9 protein-coding genes are annotated in these 13,298 nt (G+C 41.2%); 8 read left to right on the top strand and 1 reads right to left on the bottom strand.

The window, feature by feature from the left end:
- The first annotated feature begins 168 nt into the window (after positions 1–168).
- The 6 genes from A7968_RS20435 to ihfA all read left to right on the top strand — a co-directional run bounded on the left by A7968_RS20435 (position 169) and on the right by ihfA (position 9,152).
- On the top strand, positions 169–3,246 hold the full coding sequence (locus A7968_RS20435) for a TonB-dependent receptor (RefSeq protein WP_064668373.1): 3,078 nt from the start codon (positions 169–171) through the stop codon (positions 3,244–3,246).
- A 306-nt stretch (positions 3,247–3,552) separates the two neighbouring features.
- Positions 3,553–4,608, top strand: coding sequence for a DUF2066 domain-containing protein (locus tag A7968_RS20430; protein WP_064668372.1), 1,056 nt, complete (start codon positions 3,553–3,555; stop codon positions 4,606–4,608).
- The gene (gene hda / locus A7968_RS20425; protein WP_192541624.1) at positions 4,608–5,318 is read left to right on the top strand and encodes a DnaA regulatory inactivator Hda; all 711 of its coding nucleotides are present in this window, start codon (positions 4,608–4,610) and stop codon (positions 5,316–5,318) included. Before A7968_RS20430 ends, hda begins: the two co-directional genes overlap by 1 nt.
- A gap of 154 nt (positions 5,319–5,472) precedes the next feature.
- Complete coding sequence (gene pheS, locus A7968_RS20420; RefSeq protein WP_064668371.1) at positions 5,473–6,453, top strand: phenylalanine--tRNA ligase subunit alpha; 981 nt, start codon at positions 5,473–5,475, stop codon at positions 6,451–6,453.
- Positions 6,454–6,468: 15 nt separating this feature from the next.
- Positions 6,469–8,856 carry a phenylalanine--tRNA ligase subunit beta gene (gene pheT, locus A7968_RS20415; RefSeq protein ID WP_064668370.1) on the top strand — a complete coding sequence of 796 codons (2,388 nt, stop codon included), beginning with the start codon at positions 6,469–6,471 and terminating at the stop codon, positions 8,854–8,856.
- 2 nt (positions 8,857–8,858) lie between these two features.
- Entirely contained in the window at positions 8,859–9,152 is a 294-nt protein-coding gene (gene ihfA / locus A7968_RS20410) for an integration host factor subunit alpha (protein ID WP_016707763.1), read from the top strand.
- Between the two features lie 76 nt (positions 9,153–9,228).
- Here the strand turns inward: ihfA and A7968_RS20405 are convergent, their stop codons facing one another.
- A complete protein-coding gene (locus A7968_RS20405; RefSeq protein WP_064668369.1) occupies positions 9,229–10,029 on the bottom strand; it encodes a DUF2989 domain-containing protein in 801 nt (266 codons plus the stop codon).
- A gap of 176 nt (positions 10,030–10,205) precedes the next feature.
- Between A7968_RS20405 and A7968_RS20400 the strand changes: the two genes are divergently transcribed.
- Positions 10,206–11,648, top strand: coding sequence for a glyceraldehyde-3-phosphate dehydrogenase (locus A7968_RS20400; protein WP_064668368.1), 1,443 nt, complete (start codon positions 10,206–10,208; stop codon positions 11,646–11,648).
- 195 nt (positions 11,649–11,843) lie between these two features.
- Positions 11,844–12,974, top strand: a complete 1,131-nt coding sequence (locus tag A7968_RS20395; RefSeq protein ID WP_064668367.1) for a M14 family metallopeptidase — start codon at positions 11,844–11,846, stop codon at positions 12,972–12,974.
- Positions 12,975–13,298: the final 324 nt, after the last annotated feature.

The raw sequence follows: 13,298 nt of genomic DNA, 5'->3' as shown, positions 1-13,298 counted from the left end.
TGTGTTGTGGATAAGTGACTGTTCTTTGTCTGTTAATCTTTTATTCATTGTTTCATTATTTGTTGATTTTTGGTGTTTTTTTATTCACCGCTTGCGCTGATTGATTTATTAAAAGAAGCATTCAAATGTTCCTCAGTCTTGATAGATAAATTATGTTTTGGAGTTTTGATGAAACAAAAAACGGTTAAAAAAACTACAATAGCGACGCAGGTGGCTTTATTATTGGGGTCTTCTTTTTCTTTTACTGCCTTTGCGAATGAGCTTGAACAAGTTACAAGAAAACCAGCAGCCGAACAGGCTAAGCAAAGTAAAATTGATGATGTCGAAGTGATCCAAGTGACAGGTATCCGTGGCTCACTGCGTGATAACTTAAACAATAAGCGCTTTTCTGATGCGATTGTTGACTCAATAAACACTGAAGATATTGCCAAAAACCCAGACCGTAATATGGCCGAGGCTCTTCAGCGTGTGCCTGGGGTGCAAATTACTAATGAGTTTGGCGAAGGTTCACAAGTGTCAATCCGTGGTACAGCGCCGCAGTTTACCAATACTTTACTAAACGGCCAATCGCTTGAATCTGCAGCTTCATTACCGCTCAGAGAAGAAACTTCTTCGTTTGATTTCTCATCGATGTCCGCAGATCAAATCTCTAAAATTGAAGTATTTAAATCTCCACAAGCAAACTTGCCTGCAGGTGGTATTGGCGGAACGGTTATTTTACACACCAAAAAACCGTTAGAGCGTGAAAATCATTCTGGTTATCTTAAAGCTGAAGCAAATTATAACGATGCCTATGATAAAACCTCGCCACAATTGAGTGGTTTGTATAATTGGATAAATGAAGAAGGCTCATTTGGTACATCGCTAAACTTAAGCTATCAAGAAGTAAATACACAACGAGATGGCAATGAAGCAATAGGTGGTTGGTACGGTTACTATCGCAATGATAAACCAAATCAAATTAGCAATTCCCTCGATAACAATAACGTGTATAACACCAGCAGTGACAGTTACGAAAAGCCGGGAGCCTATTGGGGAATTCCTAATTCAGCCCGATTCTTCCGCGAAAAGAAACGCTTAAACGGTACAATTGCTTTTCAGTATCAGCCAACAGATGAGTTAAACTTTAATTTAGATTATACCTATAACTATAACGACAATGACAATGAATCGCATGCGATGCTAATGCGTAATTATTATTTAGCGCGCTGGGCTTATTCGACGGGTGAGGCGAATTCTGCACCTGGATACGATGTTGATCGTATTCAAGACCTGTTATTGCGTGCCGAAGCTAATGTGAATGATATTACCGCTGTTAATTCACAAGGGGTTCGTTATGGCGGTCCAATTAATAATTTACTTGCGATGGAGTTTCAGGACCGTGATGGCAGCGATGCCAGCAATGATCAATTAAATTTTACTGTCGATTATCAGTTTGATGACGTGTTTGTGAAGTTTCAAGTTGGCCGCTCTACCTCTGAATCTTACGTATCAGACTTTGGTACTGAGTTTAATTTAAACTTCCAAGAAGGTGTAGATACCGGTCTTGCTGATGTGGGGGTATATTACGACTATGATGCGGATGCAAATACGCCGGGCTGGGGTGTAACCGGTGGTGCTGAAAATTGGCTAGCAAACCCAACCTCTGAAATGTACCTCAATGGCTTTTTTAAACGTGAGCAATTTAGAGAAAATAATGAAAATTATTTTCAAGGTGATGTCACTTGGTCTTTAGATAACGATTTCTATATTACGTCTATTGAATCAGGATTTAAAATTCGTAAAAAATCATCAAAAAATTCACGCTATCTTGCAAACTCAAAACGTGCCGAAGGGCAGCGAATTATTGCCGGTGAGCTTGCCAGCGGCACTATTTCTGGGGTGCGTGATGGTGTAGGTACCTTCCCACAAGCATTTTTTGATGTGGATAAAAACCTGCGTGATGACATTTGGCAAAATGATCACCTCGTTGTTGATAATCTAGATAATTGTGCGAGTGCATTAGCTGCCGATGGCACGGGTTATCGAGGCTGTCGCACTGGCTTTCAACAGGAGCAGGCACAATTTTACGATCAAGGCAGTGATATCAATGAAGCCTATATTATGGCGAACATTGGTGGCGGTAAATGGCGCGGTAACATTGGTGTGCGTTTTGTTGATACTGAACGCTCATCACTTAACTATCAAAGTGTGGGAGTTGATGAGCTTGGTAATACTATTTGGCAGCCAGTATCTACGCAATCAGATACGCAAGACGTGTTACCAAGTATAAACTTAAGCTACAACTTAACAGGCGAATTAGTTATCCGAACTGCGGCCTCTAAAGTTATTGATCACCCAAGCTTGGCACAGTTGCGTGATGGTTATGATATTAGTGGTACCTATGATGATCAAGGTGCCGTTCAAGAAGAAGATTCGCAACGAGTAGGTGTTGTAGGTAATCCAGATTTAGCATCATACCAAGCAAATCAATTTGAACTTGGTTTAGAATGGTATTTTACTGATTCGTCATTAGTTGGCATTACTGCTTTTTATAAAGACTTAAAAAATATCATCCGCAGCCAAACTTCAATTCGTGATTTAACAGGAGCTGGTTTATATACTAACGACGGTCAGTTAGCTGAAGGTGAATACGCAATTACCTCTAACTATAATGTTGGTGAGCAGCAAATTAATGGCTACGAAGTGCAGCTACAACATGATTTTGGTAATGGTTTTGGTGTGCAAGGAAACTACACCTTCATCAATGTACCAGATGAAGAGTTTACTTCGCAGGATTTCACACCAATCACAGAAACCGATGAGAATGGCGATGTCATTGTAACTGGTTTTGAAACTGATACACCTTACACTGAAAACGTTCGTTCAGAGGGGAATTCGAAACACACAGGCAATGCGCAAGTGTATTTTGAAAATGAGTCATTCTCAGCACGACTTTCTTATAATTATCGTTCGCAGTATTTTGTGGGGCCTAATTCGCAATCAGATCTTGTGGTTGATGATAGGCAGTCAATTGATATGAAAATGACCTATCAAATCACAGAAAATATTATGTCGACCTTCTCAATTACCAATTTACTGGATGAAGCACAAGAATATTACTTCATCCGTAAACAAATTGAAGTGCCAGAAGGTGGTATTCCACAAGGACAAGAAGCTTATTACACGCAGCGCAAAGAAAAGGTTGCAGGTAATAACTACACCACCGGGCGTAACTTTTATGTTGGCTTGAACTGGAATTTTTAATTTTCACTCATTTCAGCATGTAAAAACCACTTATTCGTAAGTGGTTTTTACAAGGGTCTGGTTATCTTTCGAGGTTAATTTTTCAGTAGCGTATTTGTGTTGAGCCTAGGTAAAGCCTCTGTTGTGTGGTTGTTCCTCATAAATAGGCGCTACTCTAGCAGCAATGCGAACACGCGCTGCCTGTTGGGTTCTGCCTAGCTTGAACAACTTTTAATCCTGAAAAGTTAATAGACCCTAATATATTTTTGCTTTGTTGAGTGCTTTGAATTAGGATCAAATCAGTTTAAAACCAAGAACTAATGTCCTGTGCCTAGATTACTTATTGTTATTGCTTCCATTTTCCTAACTTTTACTGCAGCAGCAGTTGAAGTGACTGATCTATATCAAGATGTCTTAAAAGTATCTGACAAATCCCGCGATGCGAGACTAAATGCCAGCCGCGAGGCGTTGCTCAATGTACTGGTTAAGGTCAGTGGTGATCCGAATGCGGATCAGAACCCAATTGCTCAACAACGCAGTAAAGATATTTCAGAATACATGCTTAAATTTGAATACGACGAAAAAGCCGATGGTCAGCTTAATCTCGTGGTTAAATTTGAAGCCAACAAAATTAATGCACTTGTAAAAGAACTTAACTTGCCGTTGTGGGGGACGCGTCGTCCACTCGTGGCGATTTGGCTCGCCATCGAAGATAACTGGCGTCGTGAACTGGTAACCCAAGAAAGTTACCCGCAGTTAGAGCAACTTATTTACAGCACCGCAGCTCGTCGAGGTTTACCCGTCGTGGTGCCATTGCTTGACTTAGAAGACCGTGCACTGGTGGGTATACCTGAAGTATGGGGTAACTTTTCTTCGCCGGTAGAGCAGGCATCGAGCCGTTACAGCGCTGAGCGCAGTATTACCGCACGATTATATAAACAGCCAGACAGTGAGATATGGTTACTTGATTGGCGTTTTACTAACGACGACCTGTTTGAAGCAAACAGAGTGACAGGTGATAAACAACAAGCAATTGCTTTAATGATTGACAGCTTAGCGGCTGGCTTGGCCAATGAATATGCCGTTGACCCAAATTCTACTACACAGCTTGCCCATGCAGTGTTTAAATTAAAAGGGACTGATAATTTTGTTGATATTGAATTAGCAAAGCGTCAGTTACAAAGTTTAAGTGTGGTGACCCAAGTAACCATCGTTTCGCGTACACCTGAGGTGGTCAGTTTTGCTTTAAATCACACCGGTAGTATGCATGACTTACAAAAAGCGTTAGAGCTGGACCGTGCGTTTAAGCCATTTGTTGACCCTCGTGCTTTTTATCCTGTGGCAGCTCAAAACGACTTAGAGTATCAGTGGGTTGGTTTGTAATGCAGGTAATGGAACCGGTGCAAATGGCATTGCCGGTAACATTACCAGATGATGAAACCTTCGCCTCTTATTTTGGCGGTGAAAACTCTCTGGAAGTGAGCCATTTAAAAAGTGCGTTTGACAGTTTAGCGACCACATTTCAGTATACTTATTTGTGTGGTTTAGGGGATTCTGGTAAATCACATTTACTGTATGCAACCTGTATTCATGCCCAAGAACGTGGTTTATCGACTATGTTACTATCCATGCGTGAAGTGATTGATTTTGGTCCTATGGTACTCGATGGCTTAGATGCGCTTGATGTATTATGTATTGATGATGTCCACTTAGTGGCTGGTAATGACGCTTGGGAAAAAGCCTTATTTAATTTTTTTAATCGTTTTAATGAACCAGGAAAGTGCCTCGTGGTTACCGCGGATCTACTCCCTGATATGCTCAATATTAGCCTGCCTGATCTCGAATCAAGGTTAAAATGGGGCACGACATTTCAAATTCGCTCTATGAGTGATGATGATAAAGCCGAAGCATTAGTAAAACGTGCCAATATGCGCGGATTAGAGCTCAGTGATGAATGCGCACGATTTTTATTAACCCGCTTAAGTCGCGATATGCGCGCACTGCTTGATGTGCTTGATAAGCTCGATCATGCATCGATGGCTGCACAACGAAAATTAACCATTCCCTTTATAAAATCCACTCTACAGCTCTAATTCTTCCAAAAAGTAGCTCAAGTTCCCATTTTGCTGAACCAGAATGGGAAAGAATTCAATAAGATTGGTATAAGGTCTAGAATCTAGCCTGTGCTTTCAGTTATCATTAGCTATTACTTAAATGCAATCACCTCTGTGAAAGATCAGGTATCGAATGAACTTAGAAAATATATTAGCGCAAGCACTTGAGGCGGTCGCCAGTGCCAGTGAAATCGCGCAGCTTGAAGATATCAGGGTTAACTACCTTGGTAAAAAAGGCGAAATCACTAACCTATTAAAAACCCTTGGTAAAATTGCACCTGAAGAACGCAAAGAAGCAGGCCAAGTTATTAACCAAGCGAAGCAAGATGTGCAAGCTGCAATTAATGAAAAGCGCGAGTTACTGGCAAGCAAAGCCCTTGAAGAAAAACTCGCGGCTGAGACCATTGATGTAACCTTGCCTGGCCGTGTTATGCCAACGGGTGGCTTGCATCCGGTAACACGCACAATCGAACGCATTGAAAGCTTTTTTGGTGAATTAGGTTTTGCTGTTAAATCTGGCCCTGAAGTAGAAGATGACTTTCATAACTTCGACGCGCTAAATATTCCTGAGCATCACCCAGCTCGCGCTGATCACGATACCTTTTATTTTAATCCAAAACTGGTTTTACGTACGCAAACCAGTGGTGTGCAAATTCGCACTATGGAAACTGAGCAGCCGCCACTGCGCATTATTTCGCCTGGGCGTGTATACCGTAATGATTACGACCAAACGCATACGCCAATGTTTCATCAGGTGGAAGGCTTAATGGTTGATACTGATGTAAGCTTCACAGAGCTTAAAGGTATTTTGCATGATTTTTTACGTAACTTTTTTGAAGAAGACATGGAAGTTCGTTTCCGTCCTTCATTCTTCCCATTCACAGAGCCTTCAGCGGAAGTAGACGTAATGGGCAAAGATGGCAAATGGTTAGAAGTACTAGGTTGCGGAATGGTGCACCCGAATGTACTTAAATCAGTAGGCATCGACCCTGAAAAGTACACCGGTTTTGCCTTTGGTATGGGCGTAGAGCGTTTAACCATGCTGCGTTATGGTGTAAATGACTTACGTGCGTTTTTCGAAAACGATTTAAAATTCCTTAATCAGTTCCGTTAAGAGTGAAGAAATAACATGAAATTTAGTGAAAAGTGGTTAAGAGAGTGGGTTAATCCTGCAATTGACACGCAGGCTCTTTCGGAACAGTTATCAATGGCTGGCCTTGAAGTCGATGATGTAGAGCCTGCGGCTGCCCAGTTTAATGGCGTTGTTGTAGGTGAAGTGGTTGAATGTGGCCAACACCCAGATGCAGATAAACTGCGGGTAACAAAAATTAATGTTGGTGGCGATGAGCTACTTGATATTGTTTGTGGTGCACCAAACTGCCGTCAAGGCATTAAAGTGGCTGTAGCCACTGTTGGCGCTGTATTACCTGGCGATTTTAAGATTAAAAAAGCCAAATTACGCGGTCAGCCGTCTCACGGTATGCTATGTGCGTTCGTGGAGCTGGGTATCAGCGAAGAAGGCGATGGCATCATGGAGTTACCACTAGATGCACCAGTTGGCACTGACTTACGTGAATACTTAAGCCTTGATGACAACATTATTGATGTAGATCTAACCCCTAACCGTGGCGATTGCCTTGGCATTAAAGGTATTGCTCGTGAAGTAGGTGTACTGAACAGTATTGATGTGAAAGCATTAGAAATTCCTGCGGTTACGCCAACTATAGATGACAAAGTATCGATTGAATTGGTCAATGAAGATGCGTGTCCGCGTTATTTAGGTCGTGTGATCAAAGGCATTAACCTAGACGCAGAAACGCCGTTGTGGATGGTTGAAAAGCTTCGTCGTAGTGGCGTGCGCGCCATTGACCCTGTAGTTGATGTAACTAACTACGTATTACTTGAACTTGGCCACCCAATGCATGCATTTGATTTAAGTGCCATTGAAGGCGGCATTAAAGTACGTAGTGCTAATGCTGGTGAAGAGTTGGTATTGCTAGATGGCAACACTGCAAAGTTAAATGAATCAACGTTAGTTATTGCCGATCACAACAAAGCATTGGCGATTGCCGGTATTTTTGGTGGTGAGCAATCAGGTGTTACTGAACAAACCACTGATATCTTATTAGAAAGTGCGTTTTTCAACCCAGTGGCGATTGCAGGTCAAGCCCGTAGTTACGGTTTACACACTGATGCATCGCATCGTTATGAGCGCGGTGTTGATTTTGCATTGCAACATGATGCAATGGAACGTGCAACAGCCTTATTGCTTGACATCGTAGGCGGTCAAGCCGGTCCTGTGGTTGAAGCAGTTGCCGCAGATAAGCTACCTAAGGTTACTGAAGTACGCCTTCGTCGTGCCCGTTTAGACCGTGTTATCGGTCATCATATCGATGATGCGAAAGTAACCGATATACTGACTCGTTTAGGCCTTGATGTTAAAATCGTTGATGGTGTGTGGAGCGCAGATGTACCAAGCTACCGTTTTGATATTCGCATCGAAGAAGATTTAATCGAAGAAGTTGCACGTGTATATGGTTACAACAGTATTCCAAACGTTGCACCAACAGCTAAATTAAAAATGACTACTCACAATGAAGCGAATATCGCACTAAGCAAATTCCGCAATACATTAGTGGCACGTGGTTATCAAGAAGCGATCACTTACAGTTTTGTTGACCCTAAAGCGCAAGCTATTTTGCACCCTGACAGTGATGCGCTGGTTTTACCGCACCCAATTTCAATTGAAATGTCGGCAATGCGCGTCAGCTTAATGCCGGGTTTACTTGCATCAGTAATGTATAACCAAAACCGCCAACAACCACGTATTCGCTTATTTGAGCATGGTCTTAAATTTTTACGTGATGAAAACGCAGAAAATGGCGTGAATCAAGTTGCGGTTATCGGTGGTGCTATTACAGGCCTTGCCCATGGCGAACATTGGGTTGAAGAAAAGCGTGCTGTTGATTTTTATGACTTAAAAGGTGATGTTGAAGCATTACTTTCATTAACCAATGATATAACTCGTTTTGAGATCAAAGCAGAACAATCGGATGGTTTACACCCAGGTCAATCTGCAGTGATTTATGTTGCTGGTAAAAAGGTCGGATTCTTTGGTGCTATTCATCCTCAAGTACAAAAATCGTTAGATATCAATAATGCGACTTATGTATTTGAAATTGAAATGTCAGCCATTGAAAAAAGAAATTTACCAGAGGCAGTAGGGGTTTCGAAGTTCCCTTCAAACCGCCGCGACATCGCTATTTTAGTGGAAAATCAGGTGAAATCTGGCGACATTTTATCAGTGATAGAAAAAGTTGGCGGAAATCAATTGGTTGACCTAAACTTATTCGATGTGTATAAGGGCAAAGGTATTGAGCCAAATTATAAGAGTTTGGCGATTGCTCTAACACTGCAAGCGGTTGATAGAACGCTCGAAGAGAAAGATATCAATCTAGTAGTTGATAACGTGGTGGCCGCACTGGCCGAACAGTTTAATGCATCGTTGAGGGACTAGATATGGCGCTTACTAAAGCCGACATAGCTGAACACCTATTTGAAAAATTGGGGATCAATAAAAAGGATGCCAAAGATTTAGTTGAAGCGTTTTTTGAAGAAATCCGCTCAGCGCTTGAAAAAGGCGAGCAGGTCAAGCTCTCTGGATTTGGTAACTTTGATCTTCGTGACAAGAAAGAAAGGCCTGGCCGTAACCCGAAAACAGGAGAAGATATTCCTATTTCGGCGCGACGTGTTGTGACCTTTCGACCGGGTCAAAAGCTCAAAACTCGTGTTGAAGTTGGCACGAGCAAATAAATTAAAAAAGGCAGCGTAAGCTGCCTTTTTCTTTTCTACTGCGTAAATTTGAATTTATCAGGATTAATTGTTGAGCCTAAAACTCTCGTGGTGAGACAAACTGCCCTGCATTAATACTGTCATAGGTTTGCTGCGCCAAGGTATCTAAACTGTCGAGACTTTTCCCTGATGCAGTTAATTGTTGTTCAATAGGAAAAATTTCAACATTGGTTATACCAGAAAGCTGTGCAACCTTGGCAAAAGTATAAGCGTGTTTATATTTCTCATGCTTGTAGAATAAACTTACCAAGGTGGTGTAAATTTCAGGATTTGGGATTTGATCTGCTTTGTTTAACTCTAAGGTTTTATAGAGTAAATCAATGGTTTTCTCTTCATCAAACTTAATAAAGTAGCTTGCTAAGAAAAATTGGATTTCCGCATCTTGCGTTACACTCGGGTCGTTTTCAAGCGCGAGTAATTTAGTCAGTGCCGATTGGTTATTATTGCGCGACCATTGATAATACAATAGGCCTGGATGATTGGTATTTTTGGTATCTTGATAAAGGCGCGTCATTTCCTTAATACTGGTTAAATGAGCTTCCACGCGAGAGGTGGTTTTTTCTTTTAATTTTATATGCTCAATTTTTGCTGCCAGCGAAACACATTGATCGTACTTTTCAAAACCTTTTAATAGCAAGTATTTATTGTCATCAGTAGGGTGTTTGTATTCATGGTAACGCGCCATGATCACCTCAGCACGCTGTGCCTTACAGTGACTGTCTTTATTTAAGTCATTACATAACCCAGGTGTCTCTTCACATATTTTCGTTAGTGTTAAAGGCTCTTCACACCCAGTTAACGCCAATAAACTCAGTACAACACTTGCTCTTAGCAACATCCCTTAACCCTAGCTTAATTATTTCTTTACTATTCTAGCCTAATGAATTGCTCTCTAACAGTGGAGAATAAAGTTAGTTTAAATTAGAATAGCGCTGCCCACTGAGGCGTATTGCTCTCAAAACACAATATGTCTTAAGGCTATCCGTTCAAAAATTGTTTAATTAGGTAAATATAATGACCTCATCTCACGAGTTAGAATACACAAATAGTTGGCAAGAACGCCAAGATTACGCTGAAAGCATGCAACCTATCATTGGTAAGCTATATCGTAATCGCGGTATTGAAATCGCTGTATATGGCCGTCCTCTCGTTAATGCCAGTACAATTGATATCATCAAGTCTCACAAAACAGTTGCCCAATTTGAAGGCACTAAATTACGTTTACGTGAAAGCTTCCCATTTTTAGAAGCTATCAGCAAAATGGATTTAAACTCTGCACGTATTGATATCGGTAAACTTGCTTATGGTTATTTATTTAACGATGCTGCAAACGGTCGTTCTATCGAAGAATATTTAAACGACGAGCTAGCTGAAATTGTTAACTCGCAAGCGAAAGAGCCACGTGATGTGGTGTTATACGGTTTTGGCCGTATTGGTCGTTTATTAGCGCGTTTGCTAATTGAAAAATCAGGCCCTTATGCTGACTTACGCTTACGTGCCATTGTTGTTCGTGGTGGTAAAGATGGCGATCTTGAAAAGCGTGCGAGTTTATTACGTCGTGATTCGATTCACGGTCCATTCAATGGCTCAATCACCATTGATAAAGAACGCAATGCAATTAAAGCAAACGGTAGCTACATCCAAGTTATTTATGCTAATTCACCAGATGAAATCGATTACACATCGTATGGTATTGACAATGCACTGATCGTTGATAACACCGGGATCTGGAAAGACGAAGCTGGCCTTGGTCTACATTTAAAATCAAGAGGTGCTGCTAAAGTACTATTAACAGCTCCTGCTAAAGGGAATATCAAAAACATCGTATATGGTGTAAATAACCAAGATATTCTGCCTGAAGATAAAATTGTGTGTGCAGCAAGCTGTACTACCAATGCAATCACGCCGACATTAAAAGCACTAAATGATAAATTTGGCATTAACAATGGTCACGTAGAAACAGTACACTCGTACACTAATGACCAAAACTTAATTGATAACTATCATAAAGCGGAGCGTCGTGGTCGTGCTGCAGCACTTAATATGGTGATCACTGAAACTGGTGCAGCGAAAGCCGTTTCAAAAGCATTACCAGAGCTTGAAGGCAAATTAACGGGTAACGCAATCCGTGTTCCTACCCCTAATGTGTCTTTGGCTATTTTGAACCTGAATCTTGCAACCAGTACTACGGTTGAAGAGTTAAACTCGTTCTTACGCCATGCAGCACTGCATTCAGATTTACGGGATCAGATTGATTACACTGCATCGACTGAAATTGTATCTACAGATTTAGTCGGCAGTCGTTATGCGGGTGTGGTTGATTCAACTGCAACAATCGTTGATGACAACCGTATCGTACTATACGTTTGGTACGATAATGAATTTGGTTACAGCTGCCAAGTTGTGCGTTGCATGCGCGATATGGCTGAAGTTTCATTCCCAAGCTTGCCGCGTTAATAGGCAATAGCTTAAAAATATTTATAAAAAGCCAGCATTCGCTGGCTTTTTTAGTCGTGAATGTTTTTTCAAAACTAAAGCCATGTGGTAGGCTACATTTTAATAACAATGCGTCCTTTAAATTGGGGCGTTGTTTGATTTCTCACTAACAAGCGAAAGGTGAGCGATTAACTTTTCATATATAGGTTTAATAAAATGAAAATCACCAGTAATTTTGACAGTGGCAATATCAAGGTCATTGCCGCGACCGATCCACTAAATATTCAACTTGAGATCAATAAAGATCATTTATCTGATTTTTTTCAGTGGTTTCATTTTCGTCTAGAAACCACCCCTTTTCAAAGTCACAAACTACATATTAATAATCTTGAAAATTCTGCTTACCCAGATGGTTGGGATGGCTATCAGGCGGTTGCCTCGTATGATCGCCAAACATGGTTTCGCGTTCCTTCAAACTATAATGATGGCACGTTATCATTTGAGATTGAGCCAGAGTGCGGCACCGTTTATTTTGCTTACTTTGCTCCATACAGTTATGAGCGCCACTTAGATTTGATCACTTGGGCACAAAGCCAAGAGGCTTGTCAGCTTGAAACACTCGGTGAAACCCTTGATGGCCGTGATATGAGCGTATTGCGCATTGGTGGCGAAAGCGATGAAAACAAGAAAACTATTTGGATCACAGCCCGTCAGCACCCAGGCGAGACAATGGCTGAATGGTTTGTTGAAGGCGTATTGCATAAGTTATTAGATGATGAAGACCCGCATGCAGCGGCATTACTGTCAAAAGCAGTTTTCTACATAGTACCAAATATGAACCCTGATGGCAGTGTACGCGGTCATTTACGTACTAACGCCAAAGGCGTGAATTTAAACCGTGAATGGCAAACCCCGAGCATGGAAAATAGTCCTGAAGTGTATTTAGTACTAAACAAAATGCGTGAGACGGGTGTTGATATGCACTTAGATATTCACGGTGATGAAGCTATTCCCTATAACTTTGTTGCAGGCAGTGAAGGTATTCCAAGCTATGATGCGCGCCTAAAAGACTTAGAAGACAGTTTTAAAGCCGCTTTACATGTCGTTACGCCTGAGTTCCAAGATGTGCATGGCTACCCGAAAGACGAGCCAGGTCAAGCAAATCTAACCGTTGGTTCATCTGCTGTTGCAGAAGAGTTTAAGGCACTGGCTTATACCGTTGAAATGCCATTTAAAGATAACGATGGCTTACCTGATCCAGATTATGGCTGGTCAGATCGCCGCTCGTATCAATTTGGTCAAGATACACTGGCCGCCATCGTCAACGTTGTTGACAAGCTACGCTAATAGAAAAGGGCATCATTTAATGATGCCCTTTTCTTTTTTTAGTATGTAATGGTGAATATCTTTCGAACACAGTAGTAACGATTATCGATAGATATTCACCTAATTGCTTACATCTGAGTTAGTGCAGCATAATTCGCTATTTTGATAATTAACTGTTAACAAGGTTGGGTTGTTTAAGTTAATATTCAATAAATTAAAAAGAGAAGTAGGCGCTGGTGTCTTTTGCCAATGACATATTACTTCTTAGCAATCAGTCGCGCATTCTGAGTTGCTCAAGCACAGTATCGTAACTATATAAATAATAAATATAACTATAGAGGATAT

The sequence above is a fragment of the Pseudoalteromonas prydzensis genome, from assembly GCF_001661495.1.
Classification (GTDB): Bacteria; Pseudomonadota; Gammaproteobacteria; order Enterobacterales; family Alteromonadaceae; genus Pseudoalteromonas; species Pseudoalteromonas prydzensis.
This window is presented reverse-complemented; position numbering and strand designations above follow the sequence as displayed.